This is a genomic window from Gymnodinialimonas ulvae (genome assembly GCF_037543845.1).
GTDB classification, from domain to species: domain Bacteria; phylum Pseudomonadota; class Alphaproteobacteria; order Rhodobacterales; family Rhodobacteraceae; genus Gymnodinialimonas; species Gymnodinialimonas ulvae.
Window position 1 is genome coordinate 1,529,388 of sequence record NZ_JBBIFX010000001.1, and the last position, 20,871, is coordinate 1,550,258.

General features: G+C 63.5%; 23 protein-coding genes. 6 read left to right on the forward strand and 17 right to left on the reverse strand.

Translation table 11 applies throughout. From position 1 onward, the window contains the following. Nucleotides 1-59: 59 nt before the first annotated feature. A complete protein-coding gene (locus tag V8J83_RS07350; RefSeq protein ID WP_339984979.1) occupies nt 60-1,070 on the forward strand; it encodes a GlxA family transcriptional regulator in 1,011 nt (336 codons plus the stop codon). Nucleotides 1,071-1,109: 39 nt separating this feature from the next. Here the strand turns inward: V8J83_RS07350 and V8J83_RS07355 are convergent, their stop codons facing one another. The 9 genes from V8J83_RS07355 to V8J83_RS07395 all read right to left on the reverse strand — a co-directional run bounded on the left by V8J83_RS07355 (nt 1,110) and on the right by V8J83_RS07395 (nt 10,854). Continuing rightward, the gene (locus V8J83_RS07355; RefSeq protein WP_339984981.1) at nt 1,110-2,312 is read right to left on the reverse strand and encodes an aminopeptidase P family protein; all 1,203 of its coding nucleotides are present in this window, start codon (nt 2,310-2,312) and stop codon (nt 1,110-1,112) included. A 1,103-nt stretch (nt 2,313-3,415) separates the two neighbouring features. After that, a complete protein-coding gene (gene pcaG / locus V8J83_RS07360; RefSeq protein ID WP_339984983.1) occupies nt 3,416-4,030 on the reverse strand; it encodes a protocatechuate 3,4-dioxygenase subunit alpha in 615 nt (204 codons plus the stop codon). Beyond that, nucleotides 4,027-4,764: a protocatechuate 3,4-dioxygenase subunit beta gene (gene pcaH / locus V8J83_RS07365; RefSeq protein WP_339984985.1), complete on the reverse strand. Its 738-nt coding sequence runs from the start codon at nt 4,762-4,764 to the stop codon at nt 4,027-4,029. Before pcaH ends, pcaG begins: the two co-directional genes overlap by 4 nt. 87 nt (nt 4,765-4,851) lie before the next feature. Then, a complete protein-coding gene (locus V8J83_RS07370; RefSeq protein ID WP_339984987.1) occupies nt 4,852-6,180 on the reverse strand; it encodes an ABC1 kinase family protein in 1,329 nt (442 codons plus the stop codon). Nucleotides 6,181-6,499: 319 nt separating this feature from the next. After that, complete coding sequence (locus V8J83_RS07375) at nt 6,500-7,513, reverse strand: GGDEF domain-containing protein (protein WP_339984989.1); 1,014 nt, start codon at nt 7,511-7,513, stop codon at nt 6,500-6,502. After that, complete coding sequence (locus V8J83_RS07380; protein WP_339984991.1) at nt 7,510-8,097, reverse strand: heme NO-binding domain-containing protein; 588 nt, start codon at nt 8,095-8,097, stop codon at nt 7,510-7,512. Before V8J83_RS07380 ends, V8J83_RS07375 begins: the two co-directional genes overlap by 4 nt. A gap of 85 nt (nt 8,098-8,182) precedes the next feature. After that, nucleotides 8,183-9,745 carry a trimethylamine methyltransferase family protein gene (locus V8J83_RS07385; RefSeq protein WP_339984993.1) on the reverse strand — a complete coding sequence of 521 codons (1,563 nt, stop codon included), beginning with the start codon at nt 9,743-9,745 and terminating at the stop codon, nt 8,183-8,185. Between the two features lie 125 nt (nt 9,746-9,870). After that, the gene (locus tag V8J83_RS07390; RefSeq protein WP_339984995.1) at nt 9,871-10,572 is read right to left on the reverse strand and encodes an HAD family hydrolase; all 702 of its coding nucleotides are present in this window, start codon (nt 10,570-10,572) and stop codon (nt 9,871-9,873) included. 3 nt (nt 10,573-10,575) lie between these two features. After that, nucleotides 10,576-10,854 (reverse strand): DUF3572 domain-containing protein, encoded by a 279-nt coding sequence (locus V8J83_RS07395; RefSeq protein ID WP_339984997.1) that lies wholly within the window; start codon nt 10,852-10,854, stop codon nt 10,576-10,578. A gap of 112 nt (nt 10,855-10,966) precedes the next feature. Here V8J83_RS07395 and V8J83_RS07400 point away from each other — a divergent pair, with 112 nt between their 5' ends. Then, nucleotides 10,967-12,358, forward strand: a complete 1,392-nt coding sequence (locus V8J83_RS07400) for a diguanylate cyclase (RefSeq protein WP_339984999.1) — start codon at nt 10,967-10,969, stop codon at nt 12,356-12,358. Between the two features lie 13 nt (nt 12,359-12,371). Here V8J83_RS07400 and V8J83_RS07405 read toward each other — a convergent pair whose 3' ends face one another. The 4 genes from V8J83_RS07405 to V8J83_RS07420 form a co-directional block, all read right to left on the reverse strand. Further along, a complete protein-coding gene (locus V8J83_RS07405) occupies nt 12,372-12,872 on the reverse strand; it encodes a periplasmic heavy metal sensor (protein ID WP_339985001.1) in 501 nt (166 codons plus the stop codon). Further along, nucleotides 12,865-13,242 (reverse strand): hypothetical protein, encoded by a 378-nt coding sequence (locus V8J83_RS07410; protein WP_339985003.1) that lies wholly within the window; start codon nt 13,240-13,242, stop codon nt 12,865-12,867. Before V8J83_RS07410 ends, V8J83_RS07405 begins: the two co-directional genes overlap by 8 nt. After that, the gene (locus V8J83_RS07415; protein ID WP_439649758.1) at nt 13,232-13,819 is read right to left on the reverse strand and encodes an RNA polymerase sigma factor; all 588 of its coding nucleotides are present in this window, start codon (nt 13,817-13,819) and stop codon (nt 13,232-13,234) included. The genes V8J83_RS07410 and V8J83_RS07415 overlap by 11 nt, the downstream gene beginning before the upstream one ends. Before the next feature lie 70 nt (nt 13,820-13,889). Beyond that, on the reverse strand, nt 13,890-14,387 hold the full coding sequence (locus V8J83_RS07420; RefSeq protein WP_339985005.1) for an EF-hand domain-containing protein: 498 nt from the start codon (nt 14,385-14,387) through the stop codon (nt 13,890-13,892). Between the two features lie 153 nt (nt 14,388-14,540). Between V8J83_RS07420 and V8J83_RS07425 the strand changes: the two genes are divergently transcribed. Further along, on the forward strand, nt 14,541-14,933 hold the full coding sequence (locus tag V8J83_RS07425) for a DUF983 domain-containing protein (RefSeq protein WP_339985007.1): 393 nt from the start codon (nt 14,541-14,543) through the stop codon (nt 14,931-14,933). After that, entirely contained in the window at nt 14,906-15,634 is a 729-nt protein-coding gene (locus V8J83_RS07430) for an NUDIX hydrolase (protein WP_339985009.1), read from the forward strand. The genes V8J83_RS07425 and V8J83_RS07430 overlap by 28 nt, the downstream gene beginning before the upstream one ends. A 33-nt stretch (nt 15,635-15,667) precedes the next feature. On the opposite strand, the gene V8J83_RS07435 is transcribed toward V8J83_RS07430, so the two are convergent. Both V8J83_RS07435 and V8J83_RS07440 read right to left on the reverse strand, forming a co-directional pair. After that, nucleotides 15,668-16,582: a DMT family transporter gene (locus tag V8J83_RS07435; RefSeq protein ID WP_339985011.1), complete on the reverse strand. Its 915-nt coding sequence runs from the start codon at nt 16,580-16,582 to the stop codon at nt 15,668-15,670. Between the two features lie 37 nt (nt 16,583-16,619). Further along, on the reverse strand, nt 16,620-17,489 hold the full coding sequence (locus tag V8J83_RS07440; RefSeq protein WP_339985013.1) for a fatty acid desaturase: 870 nt from the start codon (nt 17,487-17,489) through the stop codon (nt 16,620-16,622). Between the two features lie 127 nt (nt 17,490-17,616). On the opposite strand from V8J83_RS07440, the gene V8J83_RS07445 reads away from it, so the two are divergent. Together V8J83_RS07445 and V8J83_RS07450 are read left to right on the forward strand one after the other, a co-directional pair. Then, on the forward strand, nt 17,617-18,480 hold the full coding sequence (locus V8J83_RS07445; protein ID WP_339985015.1) for a helix-turn-helix domain-containing protein: 864 nt from the start codon (nt 17,617-17,619) through the stop codon (nt 18,478-18,480). Then, on the forward strand, nt 18,477-18,917 hold the full coding sequence (locus V8J83_RS07450) for a MaoC family dehydratase (RefSeq protein ID WP_339985017.1): 441 nt from the start codon (nt 18,477-18,479) through the stop codon (nt 18,915-18,917). Before V8J83_RS07445 ends, V8J83_RS07450 begins: the two co-directional genes overlap by 4 nt. Nucleotides 18,918-18,936: 19 nt before the next feature. Here V8J83_RS07450 and V8J83_RS07455 read toward each other — a convergent pair whose 3' ends face one another. Continuing rightward, nucleotides 18,937-20,070, reverse strand: coding sequence for a thioesterase family protein (locus V8J83_RS07455; protein ID WP_339985019.1), 1,134 nt, complete (start codon nt 20,068-20,070; stop codon nt 18,937-18,939). An 83-nt stretch (nt 20,071-20,153) separates the two neighbouring features. Then, nucleotides 20,154-20,861, reverse strand: a complete 708-nt coding sequence (locus V8J83_RS07460; RefSeq protein WP_339985021.1) for an SGNH/GDSL hydrolase family protein — start codon at nt 20,859-20,861, stop codon at nt 20,154-20,156. Nucleotides 20,862-20,871: the final 10 nt, after the last annotated feature.

Here is a 20,871-nt window from a genome sequence, read left to right on the forward strand (position 1 = left end):
CCTTCACCGCGACAACATATTGAGCGCTTGGCAAGATGACGCTCCGAGACCAACATTCGATGGACAGCGCCGTCATCCCGGAAGGTGCTTTCACCAGTGCGATCAAGGCGCCGCGACCGACGCGTTGGTTTGGCTTTATGCTGGTCCCGGACTTTACCTTGCTGGCATTCAGTTCCGCGCTCGATCCCCTTCGGATCGCGAACCAGCTGGCGCAACATCCGCTCTATGGCTGGCACGTCGTATCAGAAGACGGCGCGCCGGTTGTGTCATCCACCGGCCTCACCGTGGGTGTCCATGGAAAGCTCTCTGACATTGCGGACGACCTTCCACTACTCGTCTGTTCGGGAAACAGCTGGCAGAAAAATGTGAGCCAGAAAGCCATTGCGAAAATTCGCATGCGGGCGCGGTTTGGCGCGCAGCACGGCGGCATCTGCACGGGCGCGGGCACATTGGCGCGCGCGGGCCTGCTGGCGGGCAAAAGGTTTACCCTGCATTGGGAAAACCAGCCCGGTTTCACCGAGAGTTTTCCCGATCTTGTGCCGACCCAGAACCGCTTCGAAGAAGACGGGACCATGCTGACATGTGGCGGCGGGTCAGCAGCCGCCGAAATGATACTCGATCGGATCGAAAAGGATTATGGCCGGGATTTTGCCGTTCTCGTCGCAGACATGTGTCTCAACGACCCCGATCCGGGCGGAAATCGCCCGCAACGCTCCTCGCTCGCAACAGCACTTGCCACACGCAACCCGAAGTTGGTCAGTGTCGTGCAACAGATGTACCGCCACATCGAAGAGCCATTGTTGATGGACGACCTGGCAGAGCTTGCAGGCGTCTCCCGACGTCAGTTGGAGCGTCACTTTCGCAAGTTTCTTGGCGAAAGCCCGGCCAAGACCTATTCGAAGATACGCTTGGATCGTGGCCGCTCCCTGCTTGTCGAAACCGACATGCGTGTCGGTGAAGTCGCTGCGGCCACAGGGTTCAGCTCTGCCCAGGTCTTTTCGCGACTTTACAAAGAGCGGTTTGGTCAGACGCCTTACGGCATGCGCAAGGGAACCGACGCCGATACTTAGGGCCAGCCACTTTCGTTTGTGGCGAGCCCCCTGGCTTCCTCAGCCGACCACGTTGAACTCCGGCCCATAGGGATAGCCGGTGATGTTCTCGTTGCCCTCTTCGGTGATGATCAGGATGTCATGCTCGCGGTAGCCCCCTGCCCCGGGTTGGCCTTCGGGGATCGTCAGCATCGGCTCCATCGAGATCACCATGCCGGGCTCCAGAACCGTGTCGATGTCTTCGCGCAGCTCAAGCCCCGCTTCCCGACCGTAGTAATGCGACAACACGCCGAAGGAATGGCCGTAGCCGAAGGAGCGATATTGTAGAAGATCCCGCTCTGCGAAGAAGTCGTTGATCTTGTGGGTGACCTCCGCACAGGACGCGCCGGGTTTCAGCAGGCTGATGCCAAGCTCGTGGGCCGCGACATTGGCCTCCCAGATCTTGAGCGAGGCCGCATCGACCGTCTCAACGAACAACGTCCGCTCCAGCGCCGTGTAGTAGCCCGAGATCATCGGGAAGGTGTTGAGCGACAAAATATCGCCCCGCTCCAACGCGCGGCAGGTGACGGGATTATGGGCCCCGTCGGTGTTTATGCCGGACTGGAACCAGACCCAGGTGTCGCGGATCTCGCTGTCGGGGAAACGGCGCGCAATTTCCAACTCCATCGCGTCACGCCCTGCCATGGCAACGTCTACCTCGCGCGCGCCTGCCTTGATGGCCTCGCGGATGGCATACCCGCCCACGTCGGCCGTGGCCGCGCCTGCGCGGATCAGCTCGATCTCAGCGGCGGATTTGTGCATCCGAAGCTGCATCGTGGTGGGTGCGATGTCCTTTTTGCCCGAGGGCGCCAGGAATTCATCCAACAGCGCCATCTGCGCAATCGAAATGTGATCGCCCTCGAACCCGATGACCTTGCCCACCCCGGTCACAGACACGATCGCGCGCCAGTAGTTGTTCCGCTGCCAATCGGTGTAGGTGATGTTGTCGCCATACCCGCGACGCCACGGCTGCGCGGCGTCAATGCCCGCGCTCATCGTCACGGTCTCGGTCGCGGTCACCACCTGCGCATAGGGCCGCCCAAAGGCGCAATACAGAAAGCCCGAGTAATACGCGACGTTGTGCATCGAGGTCAGCACACAGGCATCAATCCCCTCCGCCGCCATGGCCGCGCGCAGCTTTGCGAGGCGGCCCTCATATTCCGCATCGGAAAACGGAAGGGTCTTTTCGCCCTGGTGAAAACGGTAGAATTGTGGACGGTCCATCAAACCAACTCCTATCAAGCGCAGGGGCGATCGGATGACGGGAGTGGAACCCTCCCCCATCGCCCACGCGACAAAGCAAGATCCCGGCGTTCAGGATAGTGAATAAGGGTTTGCACCAAGTGCTGGCGACGCCATCGCCGACCCTTAGCTTCTATTAGACAAAGGGACGCGGCATTGGCTAGCGTGATCGCGGCAAGCAGGGTCGGAAATGACCGATTTTTCCTTTGGTTTTTCATTCGGCCTTCGCGCGGTCCATCCCCCTGTGGACAGAAGTTCATCCTTGGTGCGCGTCAGAGATGCTGAACCAGGCCTAGCGAACGCAATCCGAAGATCTGCGTCAAACACTGCCGAATTGCTCGCAACCTGGAAAAACACCATCACACGTCCGGACAACTTCTAGAGCCGCCGCTATAGAGACTGCCTTTGAGCACCGCTCATCTGGTTCGCAGATTTTCGCGCCCTATCCGACGCTGACACCAACCAATGCACTGTGCTCTCCCAATGGTCACGTGTTGCAACAAGTGCCTCATCCACATCGCCGGCCTCCAGGGCGGCAATATTGGCCAAATGCTTTTTCAAGGCTGACACGATACGGCGCGACGGGGGGGCAGGTCGTTTTGTGCTGCTGACACATCGCGCAGACGCTTTGCTGCCTTTGGCACACCTTCTGTATGACGCTTCCTCCGCCGCATAAGTCTTGCGGGGTCTTGCGCAAGACGCCCTTGACCATTTTTTCAGCTGCGTCTCCCGATGTTCCGGACTTCTTATTCATCATTGCTTCTTGAAGGCCACGATGAACCAGAAACCAACAATTGCTCAAATCCCCAATTCTGTCCAACGGGTGCTCGCGCCAGACAGAGCGCGATAGATCAACGGCACGACTGTCGGCTTCTGATCAAGCCCTGCGACCTGCGGAACGTCCAAAAAACGAGCGGGACAGGACTTGCAGGAAACTACGGACGCCTGTGGCACATTGAACTATGCCACCTCCATTCAACCTTCTGAGTCGTCATCTCTTCCCCGCCCCCCCAAGGGGCTGCCACGTCCCCTACATTTCACACCCAACTCCGCCTGCGCTTCAAATCAGCGCATCCGATCCCGCGTCAGACGTCGAAAAAGATCGTTTCTTTCGGCCCCTGCAGATGAATGTCGAACCGATAAACGCCGCCCTCTTCGGGATGCGCCAAAAGGGTCGGAAGGCGGATCTGATGTTCAATCTGCGACAGCACCGGGTCAGCCGCGTTGGCTTCGGCCTCGTCCGCGAAATAAATCCGCGTTTGCAGGCCGATGTTGATCCCACGCGCCACGATCCAGACGCTTACATGAGGCGCCTGCATGCGCCCGTCCGGAAATGGGACCGGGCCGGGCTTGACCGTCTCGAAGGTGAATTCTCCCGTCTCCATATCGCCCGGTGACCGGCCCCAGCCGGTGAAGTGCGGATCCGCCTGCCCGCGCGTTTCATTCGCAGAGTTGAACAGACCCGCCGCGTCTGCTTGCCAGATCTCGACCATCGCATCCTTCAGCGCCGTCTCGGTTCCGTCGAACACCGTGCCCTTGATCGTGATTTCCTGTCCTCGCACCGGCCCGGTCTTCATCACGGCACCCAAATCGCGGTCGTAAATCCCGATCCCCGCGAAATTCGGGGTGCAGCCGATGTGCACATACGGACCCGCCGTCTGGCTTGGGCTCTCCTTGAGTTCATCGCGCAGCCCCATCATAGCCCCTCCACCCGGTTCTCGAAATGGGTTTGCCGTCGTCCCCGCAGCACCATGTCGAAGCGATAGGCGCGGGCGTCCATCGGCACCGTGCGCTTCATGTCGAGCGTCGCCGTCAATGCGTCTACTGCCACTTGGCTTTTCAACACTCCCACGATCGGGCAGAGCGGGATCAACGGGTCACCGTCGAAATACATCTGCGTGATTAAACGCTGCGCAAACCCTTGGCCAAAAAGTGAAAAATGGATATGCGCCGGCCGCCAGTCATTCGCGCCGTTCGGCCAGGGATAGGGGCCGGGCAAGATCGTGCGAAACTCATAGCTGCCGTCATCGCCCGTGATGGTGCGTCCGCAGCCTCCGAAATTCGGATCCAGCGGGGCCAGATAGCCCTCTTTCTTGTGCCGATAACGCCCGCCGGCGTTGGCCTGCCAAAACTCCACCAAGGCACCGGCCACCGGGCGGGCATTTTCATCAAGCACGTGGCCGTGCACGATGATCCGTGGCCCGATGGCGCTCTCGCCGGGTTGCGCAAAATTCCGGATCAAGTCGTTGTCGAGCGGCCCCAGAATATCGTGGCCGAAAACGGGCGACGTCTCTTCGCTCAATGTGGTCGGGAACGAGATCAGTGCGGCCTGCGGGCTCCGCTTCACGCTGGTCTTGTAGGGCGGTGTCAGCGCATCGGGTTGCCATGCGCGGTCCCGCGCGATGTACCCACCACGCCGCGTGTCGTCGACCATAGGGCGTCTCCCTTGCCTTGCCTCGCGTAGCGCAGTCGAGCGCAGATTTCCCCGATGCACAAGGCCGCATAGACTGCGAAGACTTGCTCAGCGCAGGAAGCTGGACATGATCGCGCGCAAATCCACCCGCGCCCCAAGCCGCGTCGCCAGCAGGTACAAGCCACCGATCTTGCGCTGTAAAAACAGCGTATCGGCGGGCGGGATATGCCACAGGTCGCGCTCCTGCCCGATGATCTGGCCGCGTTTTCGCAGGTCGTTTGCAAGGTCCGTCGTGCCAAAATCAAAGGCCTCGGGCTGGCGAAGCGCGGAAAAACCCAGCTCCGACATATCGAGGATCGCGTCACGATGGGCCGCAGACAGGCCTGGCCTGATAAACCCTATGGCTTCCAGCTGCGTCAGGATATCACTGCGCTGTCCGTCCAATCCCGCTCTCAGCAGCCGCAAATGACCGTCCGCAAGCGGCGCAGGGATTTCGCGCGTGGCACCAAAATCCAGCAAAACGATCTGGCCGGTGTCCGCGCGCCAGCGGTAGTTGGCAAAGTTCGGGTCCGTCTGCATGACGCGAAATTCGAACAATTCGCGAAGGCACAATTCGATCAACGCTGACATCGCCGCATCGCGATCGGTCGGAGCCTCGGCCAGCGCCTCAATCGGAGCCGCATCCTCAAATGACATCGCGAGCGCCACGTCGGTCGACAGATCGTCGCGATATGTCGGCACGACGAAGCGAGGGTCGTCGGCCAGATGCGTTGCAAACCGGGCAAGATAACGACCCTCGCGCGCGTAATCAGCCTCTTCATGGAGCTGAACGCGCGCCTCGGTCAAAAGCGGCCCCAGGTCGAGTTCCTTCGGCCAAAGGCCGGACCACCGGATCAGCGCCGCAGCGTTGTCGAGGTCGCTGTCGATGGCATCTTTCACGCCCGGATATTGCAGCTTCAACGCAAGCCGCATGCCATCACGCGCCACGGCGCGGTGCACCTGCCCGATCGAGGCCGCCGCCAGCGGCGCCGTTGAGAAGCTTTTGAAATGGTGTCTGAAATCAGCGCCATATGCCGCTGTCAGCACATCCTTCACCTGCGCGGGCGTCATTGCGTCACCCTCGGCGCGCAGCCGTGCGAGGATGCCGGCCAGTTCGGGCGGCAAGACATCGCCCGTTTCCATCGACAAAAGCTGCCCCAATTTCATCGCCGCTCCGCGCATTTCCGCAAGGCGATCGGTTATACGTGTCAAGTTGCGCGGGGTCATCAGCGCGCCCGCCATATCGGCTTCCCCGCCTTTGACGATCGCGCGCGCCTTGGCCAACGCGGCCTGTCCGGCCAGGCCTGTGGCAAGCCCGCCCATGCGCGTGAACCGCGTCAGTCGGCCCGTCGGGACAGCCCGAGGCCGGAGGGAGTTTGCAGGGCTGGGGTCTGACATGATCGGAGCTCAATGCGGCGGAGGGCCGACGAAGGAGAAACTAGGCCGCGGACGCGCCATGTACAGGTCAGCGGGCTGACTTGCTTTCGAGCGCCAATGGCCAGCGCGGCCGGGAAGCCTTCTTGGTGGCAATCGTGTTGATGTGCCAGTCGAACGGCGCATCGCCTCACCCCGAACGCTACGAGATGCAGTCGATCTGTCGTGCCGCCCAGGCTCCTGCAGGACGTATCGGATCTGCGTGGGCGAAACAGCCGTGGGGGACCCTCGCTCCGCGTACGAGCGTGCAGCGTCAAAGGGAGGACAGCACGACGGTAATCCGTCACGCCAGCTCCGGATCAAAGATACTGTATTGGCCTCGGCCATTATGTTTGGCCGCATAAAGCGCATTGTCGACATCTTCCATCAATTGCTTCAACTCGGGACGCCTTTGATAAGATGGGGTCGAGGCAATCCCGACACTGGCGGAGATCCGGACCGTGATATCTTCGATGTAGATCGGTTCCTCAATGCGCCGAATGATGCGGTTTGCAATCCGCGCGACGACAGCGTCGGATTGCGCCGGGCGCAGGGCGATCAAGAACTCATCGCCACCGATCCGCGCCGGAAAGTCGTGGCGGCGCAATTCGCTGTCGAGGATTTTGCCGATCTCCATCAACACCGCATCGCCTGCGGCATGGCCATGGGTGTCGTTGACTTGTTTGAACAGATCGAGATCGAGGTGCATCAGGGTGAAGTCCTGATTGCGCGATGAAATCAGATACTTCAGCTCGTCGTCCATCGCGCGCCGGTTCGACAGGCCCGTCAGCACATCTGTACGCGCCTGTGCCTGGGCGATGGCATGGGCATCCTGCAGCCGGTTGGTGAGGTGTTCTGACAGCCGCGTGGTGGAGGCTTTGGCCTCATTCAGATACAGCAATTCCACCGTCTGATCGGTGGGGGCAAAATCCGTCAGCGTTAGGGAAAATTCGGTCACGGCCCGTGCGAACGAGAGGCCGAAGGACAAGTTCATCACGGCCCCGGCCCCGCCGGGCAACGGCTGGATCACACCGCGGAAGGGCAGATGATCCGCCTGCCGGAGCGACAGGCTCAGGCGTTGATTGGCCGCTTGCATCAATGCATCAAAGTTATCGATCCCATCAGGCCGCCTGATGCGAAAGACATCAAGGATCTGGCGTCCGACACTGCCCGGAGAACCAACCATCCGTTCGCAGGTCGGACCCGCATGCAAGATCGTGCCATCGGCGCCGATATGAATATGCATGGGCAGAAGCGCATCCATGACACTTTGCGGCAGGACCAGCGCGCCGCCGGCTTTGGGGGTTTGGATGTTCACGCCGGCACCTCGCCCAAGACGAACGCGTTGCCCTTGGAATGGGCGGTATCGAAAATGTCGATGTGCAGGCATTCCTTTTTGCCGTCGAAGCCGTCGAGGCTCAACGTGGCCAATGCGCCATAATCATCCGCCATGGCCCGCAGAGCCCCCAGGAGAATCGGACCGATTCCCGGCAAGACCCACCGTGCTTTCAGCTGAAAGGTGCGCTCATCGACCGCGAACACCTCGATCTCGGGCATCTCGATATTGGGCATCGCCATGCGTCCGCGTTCCGGCAGCTCATCCAGCGACAGCAGAAAATCCGATAGGGTCGACCCACCAAAACGCAGCAATCTCTTGAGCGGAGCGTAGGGCGGATGTGTGATCAGGAACGTGCCAAGATCCTCCAGCAACACATTGGGATGTTTATGTAAAAGCGTCCTTGCGGCGTCGAAGCAGGATAGGGTGAGCCGGTCGTCATATTGCAACATCGCCTCGAAATCGACGAAACGGAGTTGCGCAACGCTGCGCACCTCATCCCAGACCTCACGACCGTAGGTATCGACCAGAAACCCCTGGAAGGCGCGATTGATCATCCCGTGCATTGAGCGGCCTGCCTCTCATACGGACCATTGCTGAAGCGACCCTAGAGAGGAGAGGTAAACATTCCCTTGCCACGCCAGGCGGGCCTCAGAAATCGGTCGGCGCTCCGCCTTCGGCTTTTCTGCGGGCCACGAAATCCGCCAGTTCGTCACGGATCGCGATATCCATGGGCGGGGCTTCGAAGTCGTTCAGGATCGCTTTGTACGTGTTGTGCGCGCGTTCCGCCGTCCAGACCGCGCCATCCAGCCGCCACGCCTCATAGTTGCGCCAATCCGACAGGAACGGGCCGTAAAACGCCTCCTGATATCGGTCTTGGGTGTGCTGGCAGCCGAAATAATGCCCGCCCGGACCAACTTCGCGGATCGCGTCAATGGCGATGTCCTCGTCTTCGGTGCCCAGAAGCTGCGGCTCGAAATAGCGTTGGATTTGCTGCAAAACCTCGCAATCCATGACGAATTTCTCGGGGCTGGCGATCAAGCCACCCTCAAGCCAGCCGGCGGCGTGATAGATCATGTTCGCCCCGGATTGGACCCCGGACCACAGCGAATGCGCCGTTTCCCACATCGCCTGCCCGTCGGGCACATTGGCGGCACAGACCCCGCTGGCGCGCATCGGCAAACCATAAAATCGCGCCATCTGCCCGGTCATCTGGGTCGCGCGCATGTATTCAGGGGTTCCGAACGCGGGCGCGCCCGATTTCATGTCGACATTTGAGGTAAACGTCCCGATCGCCACCGGGCATCCGGGGGCAATCCATTGCAAAAGTGCAATGGCGGCAAGCCCCTCCGCAATGCTGAGCGTGACCGCGCCCGACAACGTCACCGGCGCCATCGCACCGGCCAGCGTGAAGGGGGTCACAACCGTCGGCTGGCCACGCCGCGCCAGTCGCATCGCGCCGTCGAGCATCGGGAAATCGTGCTTCAAGGGGCTGACCGAGTTGATGTTGGTATACATCCTTGGCGTGGCGTCGAATTCTTCGTGGCTGAGCCCGCTCGCAATCCGCACCATCTCCATCACGTCTTCGACGCGTTCGGCCCCCAGCGAATAGGCATGGGCGACCTTGTCTGTCAGGGTCAGCTTCTCGAACAGGCAATCGAGGTGGCGCACACTGGCGTGCACGTCGATCGGTTCCACCGGATAGCCGCCCGCAAAATGGATGCAGTTGAAATACTGCGTCAGCTTTATGAATTCGACATAGGTTTCCATGTCGCCGGGCCGCTTGCCGCGCTCCATGTCCCAGGCATTTGGCGGGCTGGAGACGTTGCCAAAGACCATGTGTTTGCCGCCCATGGTGAGCGTCCGGTCCTTGTTGCGCGGCGTGATCGTGAAGGTCTCGGGCGCTTTGGCGACCATTTCCTCGACGAAATCACGCTCGAAGAAGACGTTTTGCCCCTCGACCTTGCAGCCCGCCTGTTTGAGGTAGCCCACCGCTTCGTCGTTCAGGAACTCGATCCCGATCTCCGACAGGATCCGCATCGCACCCCGATGGATCGCCTGCACGCCCTCCTCACCCAGCGGCTCGGTCGGGCGGTCGTTGTTGACCGGCACACGCCAGGGCGTCTGGTCGATTGCATGGGCGGCGGCGCGGGCGGCACCGGCGGCACGACCACCGGAACGGCGACGACGGGGCGGGGCAGAGGCTTCGGTCATGGGACGGCACGTTCGATTAGGATCTATTGTGCGCCATCATCTCCCAAGGCCCACCACATTGCATTGGCACAATGCGACGCAATCACGTCGCATTTGGCCGATCACACGACGCATTGCCCGACCGATCACTCCCCGCGTGCATCAAGCCACGCGCCAAGTGCGCCGATATCGGGCAAAACGGCGTCCGCATGGGGGGCAAGATCGGCGTGGGTGGCCACCCCGGTCAGCACCGCAACCCGCGCAAATCCGGCGGCACGTGCGGCGATCATGTCGTGGGTACTGTCGCCGACCATTACCAAAGCTTCCGGCGGCAAGCCCATCGCCTGCGCAAAACCAAGACACATGCCCGGAGCGGGCTTGGCGCCAAACCCGCTATCCGATCCGGCAATGAAATCAAACGGTTCAAGCGCGTCGACGCTGGCGACGTTCGCACGCGCTGCCGCTTCGGCGTCATTGGTCGCGATCCCAAGGCGCAGGCCGCGCGCCTTCAACGCGTCGAGCGTCGGGCGCAGCCGCACCGCCTCCACCTGCGGGGCGCGCGCGGTCTGCTGTTTGATGTGATTGTATAGCGCATCCGGTTCCCAATCCGGCAGCTCCCGCGACAGCGCATCGACCACTTGCTGCGCCGTGCCCGCGATCACGAAACTGCCGCGCCGGAATGTCCCGGCCTCGGCGTCGAAATCCAGCACATCCGCTAGGCGTTTGGCCAATCCCGGATCGCCATCCGCAAACCCTGCGATCACCCCTTTCGTCCAGGCGCCCCAGGTCTTCTGGAAGTCGAACAGCACGCCGTCCTTGTCGAACAGGATCCCCTCGATCGCAGCCATGGCTCAGGTCCAGTTCGGCAATGCGCCGCCCGGCAGGCCCGCCCGGATCGCGGCGAAATCCTCGGCCCGGATGCCTGTGGCGTCCGACGCGCTGAGGATCCATTGGTCGTCCATCATCAAAAAATCGAGCAGCGACGCCAGAAACTCCGGCTCCCCCGCGCGGTGGCGCAAATCGGTCTCGCTGGTGCCCGTCGCACCCATGAAGATCGGCAACAGGTCCTCGTCGGTGGCCAGCCATGCCAGCAATGTAAGCGCTTGCGTCTCGGCGAAATCTTGCCGCATAATTTTTGTTCCAATTGATACTAAAGGGTTTGTTAACCTTTGAGAGACAGTGTCATGGTGTATTAGCGGGGCGGAATGCGTCTGCCCAGTCTGTCTTGAAGGTGAGGTTCGCATGGCCGGTCGTATTCTGATCGTAGATGACGTCGCGACAAATCGCATTGTCATGAAGGTCAAGCTTGCGGCTGCCTGTTACGAGGTCGAACAGGCGGAGAACGGCGCCGAGGCGTTACGCGCGGCGCGGGAGGGCAAGCCTGACCTGATCCTGCTCGATATCATGATGCCGGACATGAGCGGCGTTGACGTCTGCCGCGCGCTCAAGGCCGATCCCGCGACCGCCGCGATCCCCGTGGTTCTGATCACGGCGCTGTCCGATCATGACGCCAAGATGGAAGGGCTGGAAGCGGGGGCCGACGATTTTCTGATCAAACCGGTGGAAGAGGTCACGCTGCTGGCGCGGGTCCGCTCGCTGTTGCGGGCGCGCGACACGGTTCGCGAATGGCAGGGCGGCGATGACACCGTCGCCGCGTTTGGCTTTGCCGAGCAGGCGGCCGGTTTCAACGGAAAGGTCGCGCCGGGCAAGATCGCCCTCGTCGCACCCGGTCAGCGCGGCGCAATCCTGTGGAAAGCGGCGATCGACGACCGGATCGGGGCCGAAGTCCGCGTGATCCCGCGCGAAGCAGCTCTCTCGCAAGCCAGCTCGGCCGAGGGCGAGGCCACGGATGTCTTCGTGATCTCCGTCGATCTCGCGCAACGCAACGAAGGCCTGCGCCTGTTGTCCGATCTGCGCTCGCGCCCCGGTACGCGCCATGCGGCCACGATCATGATCCTGCCCGACGGCGATACGGAACGCGCGGCCATCGCGCTGGATCTGGGCGCAAGCGATGTGTTGCACGACCCGTTCGATGCCAAGGAACTCGCGATCCGCATCTCGGCGCAGCTTGACCGCAAACGCCAATCGGACCGGATGCGCGCGGGCGTGCGCGCCGGCCTCGAGGCGGCGGTCATCGACCCGCTGACCGGCTTGCACAATCGCCGCTACGCTATCCCGCAGCTTGAGCGCATGTTGGCCCGCCCCGGCCCGGGGCCCGCGGTGATGATGCTCGACCTCGACCATTTCAAGCAGGTCAACGACACCCACGGCCACATGGCCGGGGACAAGATCCTCAAACAGGTCGCGGCGCGGCTTCGGACAGAATTGCGCAACGGCGATCTGCTCGCCCGGATCGGCGGGGAAGAGTTTCTGATTGGCCTGACGACCATCAATCATGCCAACGCGATGGATTGCGCCCAACGGCTCTGCCGGTCGATCGGTGATCTGGCCTTTGATATCGGAACGGAAGTGCCGGTAAGGGTGACGGCCAGTGTCGGGCTTGCCTACCCGTCGCAATCCGCGACCTGTTTCACCACGCCAGAGATCATGATCCACGAGGCCGATACCGCGCTTTACCGGGCCAAATCCGACGGCCGGAACCAGGTCAGCGTCGTCTCCGAAACCGCCGCCTAAGCAGGTCAGTGCCTTAGCGCCGTCCCCCGTAACGCCGCATCACGCGGTTCAGGTTTTCGGCCAATGCGGCGCGCTCGGACGGCGACATCGTCTCGATCTGGTCCAGCAGCGCGCCATGGCCCACTTCCTGCAGGCTCACAACCCGTGCGCGGGATTGCGTAAACGCCGCCTCCGCTGCGCCGCGGTCAAATGGATCAGACAAAAGGGCGGCTTGCACCGCGCGCAGCGCCTGCCCGATGGCGCGACGTTCCTCTCGCAGGGGGTCCGCTTCGGCTTCGATCCGGCCGCGCAAGGCCGCACGATCTTCGCGGTCGAGCGCCACTACAAACGGCCCGAGCCCCAGCGTGCGCAATGCCGGCGGACCATCGCGCTGCCCGTCGCCGAACCCGCCGCGCGCCCCCAACACCGCGCCGCCGACCAGCCCGACAATCGCCAGGTTCAGCGCCAGCGACAACGCCAGTGCGATTTTCAAGCCGCGCCGCTTGGGTGCCGGGGTTTCATTCGGATCAGACATCATCGCCCTCCAGCCAGAGATCCGCCATATCCGGCGTAAAATCATCGCTCACAAACTGCACGCCCAAGGCCTCACCGCCGACCCAATCGACCACGGTTTCGGGCGCATAAAGCCCAATTGACAGCCCCATTATCCCGGCCGCCGTAACGCCCCCGACCGCGCCCCAACCACCAAGCGTTTCCACCACGCCAGCCAGCCAGCCGCGCCGCCGCACCACGGGCCGGTGCACCGTCGCGCTCTGCGCAGGCTGCGCGGCCTCCGCATCCACAAGGACCCGCGCAACAAGGCCGGCGTCCGGCGCGTCGTCGCGCGCGGCGTCAAACAGGCGCTCAAGCCCTGCGTCGTTTTCTGTATCTGTGTCACGTGTCATAGCCCAAGGCCTCCTTCTGACCTTCCAGCGCCGCTTTCAACGCCCGCTTGCCGCGCGCCGTCAAGCTTTCCACCGCCTCAACCCCGATCTCCAGCACCTCGGCGATCTCGGGATTCGACAGCCCCTCGATATGGCGCAGAACCACCGCCTGCCTTTGCCGCTCGGGCAAGCTCGCCAGAGCCTGGTCCAGCGCCGACAACCGCGCGCCCTCCTGCAAGCGCGCCTCCGCGCCCGACGCGGGATCGGCAAACTCCTGATCACCAATCTCGACCGACCGGCCCGACCGCCGCAGCCGGTCAATGACAAGGTTTGCAACCACCTTGTGCAGCCATGTTGCGGGCTGTGCCGCGCCGTCCTTGCGCCAATCGGCGGCGGCCTTCCACAGGCGCACCATCGCCTCCTGCGCAACATCTTCTGCCCCATCCCGGTCGCCCAGAACCCGCGCGGCGTGGCGAAACGCGCGCGGCAACAGCCGCTCGGTCAACAGCCGGGCCGCCTCGGGCGCGCCATTGCCGAACAGCACCATCAATGTGCCGTCGTCCAACGCCTCCAGATCCCGGCCATCCTGCCCCATCATGCCGCCTGTCTACCCTGCTCCGGCCCCGGTGCGGAAGGGGCGGCGCGTGTGCACCACCCCGACCCGCGCCTCACTCGCCGCGATTGCCGTGCCGACGGCCCATCCGTTCGAGGAACCGCGCCACACCCTCGTCGAATTCGGCCTCGGTGACCGCACCGTCGCCATCGGCATCCAGACGGTCGAACATCCGCTCCGGCGACGGACCACCGCGCCCGAACCGACCACCGCGCCCTTCGCGGGCCTCTTCCAACTCGGCCTGGGTCAATTGCCCGTCGCCGTTGTTATCGAGCCGTTCCAGCATCCGGTCGACGCGGGCCTCAACCCGGTCCTGCCCCTGCGCGATCAACTCCGCCCGGCTCAGCGCGCCGTCCCCATCGGCATCGGCACGGGCAAAGCGCCCCTCACCTGCGGCCTGCACTTCTTCGAGGGTCACAGAGCCGTTTCCGTCTGCGTCCAATTCCTCGAACATCATGCGCGGACCCTCGGGCCCGGCCCGCTGTGCGAAGGCGGGTGCGGTCAGGGCGACCGGGATCATCACGGCCAACAGGCCCAGTTTCATCATCGACATGTCAAAGTCTCCTTGTTGTCTTGCGTGTCTGATGGGTTTCACGGACCTGCCCGCCGCTTCCGTCGCAGAAAACTGAAAAAACTGCGCCGATCTTGCGTCCACCTCACGCGGGAAGGCCTTTACCCGCCCCGCCAAGAGGCCCATCTTAGACCTATGGATATTGACCAGACCGAAATGTACCTCCCCGCAGCGCCCGAGCGGCCCACATGGCCCGCAATGCGCCGGGGCCTGCGCCACAAATGCCCCTCCTGCGGTGAGGGCGCGCTTTTTGAGCGGTATCTCAAACTCCGCCCCGAATGCCCGGTCTGCGGCGAAGATCTCAGCCATGCCCGCGCCGATGATGGCCCGGCGTACCTGTCGATCCTGCTCACCGCGAAGGTCATGGGGACACTGCAATTGCTGGTCTATGAGCTGTGGCAGCCGAGCCCATGGGTGCTGGCGACCAGCTTTTCCATCGGCGTGGTCATCATGGCCTTGGCGCTTTTGCCCCGGTTCAAGGGGATGATCGTCGGCATTCAATGGGCCAAGCGGATGCACGGGTTTTGACCGACGCACCGGACGCGTCCAATTCAACGGACAAGACCGCTGTCCCGGTCCGCGACGCGGCCACCGTGATCGTGTTGCGCGACGCGCAGACGCGGCCACGTGTGTTGATGGGGCAGCGCGGCAAATCTGCCGTCTTCATGCCGTCGAAATTCGTCTTTCCCGGCGGCGCCGTCGATGCCGTTGACGCAACGATCCCTCTAGCCCGACCGCCCGCGCCCGCCTGCGATGCCCGACTAACGGACGGGTCCGGCACGCCCCCCTCCGCCCTTCTCGCAGCCGCCGTGCGTGAGCTGTGGGAAGAGACCGGGCTTTTGCTTGGCACCCGCGATGCGCGCGCAGCCGTGTTGGACGCACCGCGGGGTTGGCGGGGCTACCTGGCGACGGGCCACCTGCCCGATGGGGCCGCGCTGGAATATGTGTTCCGCGCCATCACACCGCCGGGCCGCCCGCGCCGCTTTGATGCGCGGTTCTTTCTGGTCCAGGCCGAGGCTTTGGCCTCCGACCCCGACGACTTTTCCGGGGCCGAGGATGAATTGAGCCATCTGCAATGGGTGGGCCTGGATGAGGTGCGCGGTTTCGACATGCCGTTCATCACCGAAGTGGTGCTCTCCGAACTGACCGCCCGCGTCGAGGGTCGCGCGGTGCCGGGTGTACCGTTTTTCGACAATTCGACGGCGGAAAGCCGGTTTCGGCGGCTTTAGCGTTTGCGTGACAACGGCGCCCGCTCCGTCTGTTCATCCCGGCCAGGCGGCCCAGAACACCAGAGCAATCGACACCACGATCAGCGCGATACCGATCACCTCATTGCGCGACGTCTTTTCACGTAGCCAGAACGCCGAAAAAAGGAAGGTGAAGACCAGCTCGATCTGGCCCACCGCCTTTACATAGGCCGCCGTTTGCAGGGCGAAGGCCGTGAACCACGCCAGCGATCCCAACATGGAGGTCAGCCCGGTCAACGCGCAGATCCGCCAGGCGTGCGCCACGCGGGTGATTTCGCCCGGCTCGCGCAGCGCAAGGTAGACGCCCAGGGTCACGCTTTGCACGATCGTCGCCGTCACAAGCGCCACCGCCGCGCGCAATGGGGCATCGCCACCCTCAAGCGCCAGGGTCGCCCCCCGGTAGCACACCGCCGAGACGCCGAACAAAAGCCCAGACGCCAGCCCATAGCCGGAGGCCGCGTTGAACACCCGCGCCGTCCACGGCAGGCCGGTGTCGCCGGGCGGGTCCGACAGCGCGAGCACTCCCGCAAAGCCCACCGCGATGGCCAGCAGAACCGGCGGCGAGACGGCCTCTCCCAGCACCACAAGGCCGATGAGCGCCGTCAGGATCACCTCGGATTTCTTCAACGTGATGCCGACGTAGAAATTGCGCCGCGCGAACAGGGCCACGACGCAGGCCGTCGCCAACATCTGCGCCAGCGCGCCGATCGCCACGAACCGCCAATAGCCCACGCCGGGCACGGGCCAATCCTGTGCGCTGAGGGCCTTGTAGGCCAAAAGCACCACCGCCACGCAGGGCACTGCAAAGGCAAAGCGCGCCCACGTTGCGCCACCCGTCGACAGCGTTGTGACCTTCAACTGCCGCTGCAGAAGGAACCGCAGGTTCTGCATGAAGGCGGCAAAGACGGAGGCGATAATCCACAGGGGCATGGCGCCTCCCTGCCCGCTTTACCCCCGCGCCCGCAATCTATTTCTGTGGATAATGGGGATGGGGTACCGGGTCTTTCGCGCATAACAGGTGGCGGCGCAGGATCTGTGCGTAGTTGTCATAGCGGTAGCCGCCATTGCGCCGCAGGTATCGCGCGCGGTTGTTGAAATAGATCCCGCGCAGGCGATACCAAGGCAACGCCGGATGCATGTGGTGGACGACATGCAGGTTGTTGTTGAGAAACAGAAACGCCAGAAGTCCGCGGTCCTCGATGATCACACTGCGCCCTCCCGCATGGCTGTGGGCCTGATGCTCCAGGAAGGTCCGGATCTTCAGCAGGCTCAGGCCCGCGTAGCATGCGACCAGATACGCCCAGATCGGCAGGGGGGACGCCGCCACAATCGCCAGCACCGCCGCCCCCGTCACCAGATGCCCCATCCAGGTCCACAGCACGCCCCGCGCACCCCCTCGGATCAGATGCCAATCGCCCGCCATGAACGCCACCTGCCCAATCATCGGACCCAGCACCATTCGCCCCAGAAGCGTGTTGTTCCACCGCAACAAAAGCCGCGTCGGCGCCCCCATCCGCGCCCAGTGCGCGGGGTCGAGGTAATTGCTTTCGGGGTCCTCATAGGGGTCGGTCAGCGTAGCATCCCGATGATGGGCCAGATGCGTATCCCGAAACCGTATATACGGAATGGCGAGGTTCAGGCTTGTAAAGACAAGCGGCTCTCCCAGGCGTCGATCGCCGAAGGGATGTCCGTGCAGAACCTCGTGCTGCAACGAGGCCTGCAACGCAATCGCTATCGCCAGAACGGGCACGGCCACCCAGGTCGGCAGGAACAGCGCCCCGGCCCATACGCAATAACACAAGGCGATCAGCCCGAGTGTCGGCCACTCGATCCGCATGTCGTCTCTCCACAATGTCACAAAGCGGCGCGCCCCTGCGCCGTGTGCTGACCCTACGCCCCCTTGCGCGGCGGGCGCAGTCCGTGTTTTCTCCACATGAAACCAACATCGTTTGATAATTTCAACAATGGTGCAAGAAATCGACAAACGGGATCGCGCGCGCCTGTTCCATGATCGGCTCGCCGCCGCCCTGACCACGTCGGGGCTCAGCCGTGCGGCGCTCGCCCGCGCCGTTCGTGTGGACCGCTCCACCATCACGCAGATCCTCGCAGGCGACACTGCGCGCGTGCCCGGCGGCCATATTGTGGCGGCCTGCGCGCAGACGTTGGATGTGTCCGCCGATTGGCTTCTGGGCCTAACAGACCGTCCCGAACAGGCGGGCAAATTGCTCGAAAGCTCGCTCTCGATTTCGGAAACCGGGCGCGCCACGACGCTCGATGACCAGATTTTCGAATGGCAGCGCGAGGCCGAGGGCTACAAGATCCGCCATGTCCCCGCGACCCTGCCCGACATGCTGAAGACCAACGCGATGCTGCAATGGGAATACGCGCCCATCACCCACAAACGCCCCGAGGCCGCGATCCATGCCGCCGCCGAACGGCTCGATTGGCTGCGCCTGACCGAAAGCGATTACGAGATGGCCCTGCCGATCCATGAACTCGACAGTTTCGCACGGGGCGAGGGGTACTACGCGGGCCTCGACCCCGCGATCCGCACCGCTCAGCTTGACTGGATGGCCGAGGTCTACGACCGCCTTTACCCCGGCCTGCGGATCTTTCTGTTCGATGCGCGCACGGTCTTTTCCGCCCCCGTCACCGTGTTCGGACCCAAGATGGCGGTCATCTACATGGGCCAGCATTACCTTGCCTTCCGTGACCGCGACCGCGTGCGCGCCATCTCGCGTCATTTCGACGGTCTGGTGCGCGAGGCCAGCATCTCGGCCCGCGACATCCCCGGTCTGCTGACCCGGTTGAAGGGGCAGGTGGCATGAGCGCGCTGCACGCCGCAATCGGCCAATCCCTCGGGGCCTCGCGCTGGATCGCCGTTGATCAAACCCGCATCGACACCTTCGCCGATGTGACCGAGGATCGCCAATTCATCCACATCGACCCGGACGCCGCCGCGCGTGGCCCCTATGGCACCACTGTGGCGCATGGCTTCCTCAGCCTGTCGCTCCTGTCCACCCTCGCCTACGACGTGATGCCAGCGCTGGGGGGCTACAAAAGCTCGATCAACTATGGCTTCGACCGCGTGCGGTTCCTCGCCGCCGTGCCCTCAGGCGCGCGGCTCAGGGCGCAGTTCACCTTGGCGGATGTGACCGAGAAAGCCCCCGACCGCGTGCTGGTCAAACTGACGGTAGAGCTTGAAATCGAAGGCGCAGACAAACCCGCGCTATGCGCCGATTGGCTGGTGCTCCTGCACCTTTAAGGAAGGGGCAAACGCCCGCTCACCGCTGCCCGACAAACCGCCCCAGCCCCTCCGGCAGCGGCAAATCACGCCCCGCGGCGCAGGCCCGGCGCAACCAATCGCCGACATCCGCGCGTGGCTGCGCCGAGCGTCGCGTGGACAGATCCATATGCAGCAACAATTGCTCGCCCGTCGCGCAGAGCGCCTCCCCAACGCGAAGCTCATGCCACACATGCAGCTTCTTGGCCCCGCCCTCGATCACACGCGTGCGCACCTCCAGGACATCACCGATATCGACCTCGCCCAAATGCCGGATATGCGTCTCGACGGTGAACACCGAATGGCCCTCCGCCACGCAATTCGCATCCATCCCCGCCCATTCAAGCATCTGATCCGTCGCATCCGAAAACGCCCGCAGGTAATGCGCCTCGTTCATGTGACCGTTGTAATCCACCCAGTCGCGCGGCACCTGCATCGCCAGCGTCCGGAACAGACCGCCGCAGCCCGGATCCGGCGCATCCAGCCCGCCGGGCGCCTTGGGCACCGCCACATCGATTAATGCGGCGACCGCCTCGGCCATCACCGCGCCAAAGGTCGTGTGCGCCTCCGCCTCCCAATGCACCCCGTCCACGTCCGACACCGCCACATACGCCCCGGCCGCCACGAATGCGGCCCCTACCCGCTCCGCCGCGGCGCGGATATGACCGGCCAGCCCTACCTGCCGCGCCTCCGCCCCGGCGAAGGCCTCCGTCAATACGCCCGCCTCGCGCACCGGCGCGGGGGCTATCGCCATCAACGCCACCTCGGGCAAAAGTGCCCGCGTCTCGCGCAACAACCGCTCCACCGATTTGCCGATATCGAACGCCGAGGTCGCAAAGCGCGGCTTCAGGTCGTTGGTCCCCAACATGACGATCACCAGATCGAGCGGCGCATGGCTCAAAAGCACCGCGGACAACACCTCCGCCCCGTTGCGATTGCCGCCATCGACGGGATCGTGAAACACTGTCGTGCGCCCCGGCAGACCCTCGCAGATCACGTCATGCCCTGGCCCCAGCATCCTGGCCATCACCTCGGGCCAGCGCGCCTGCGCGCCATACCGATCAAACCCGCCCAAAACCTTCAACGGCTTTGTGCCATGGGAATTGCTATCCCCATAAATCAGGATGTTGGCCATATCGTCCCTCCGCGCCGATCACCCTGCCCGGGCAACGGCACCCGCGCAACCCGGCCGTTCATCTTCACGGCAAAGCCCTCTTCTCACCGCGCCCGCATCAAGTCGGCCCGCATCACAGCCGCCGCGTGGCGCGCCCAATCCGCGTAGATCTGCGGGCCTGGATGAAACCCGTCCTCCGCCATCAGCGACACATCATCGGTGAAATCCATCGGCAAGAACCGCGCGCCCTCCTGCGCCTCGGCCAGCCGCGCGATCACCCGGTCAAACCGCGCCGCCCGTGCTCCCAGAACATCGCGCAACGGGCGGGGCAGCAAGGTAAAGAACCGCGCCGGCGGCAGGCCCGAGCACACGATGGAGCGTGCACCGAACCGCTCCGCCAACATCCGCAAAAGCGCCGCGTAATCCGCCTCGAACGCAGGCTGCAAGCGCCCGTTCTTGGCGTCATTCAACCCCAGACAGATCAACGCGCAATCAAACGGCCCCTCCCCCCGCGCCAGCATCGCCTGTGCATCCGGCACCACCGCACCGGACCGTGCCACGACCTGCCAGCTGACCGTGAAGTCCCGCCCCAACGCAGCGGCAAGCTGTCCCGACAGCGCTTCGTCTTGCGTAGGCACACCAACGCCCGCCGCCGTGCTGTCCCCCAATACCAGCACCCGCACCGGCGGCCCGTGGCCCACCACGCCCGCACGCGGCCCCGCCGCCTCGGGCAAGCGCGAGGCCCGCAGCCGGACCCAAACAAGCTGCGGCACGATCACCGGTGATAACAAAGCCGCCCGCCACAGCGCCATCCGATCCCCC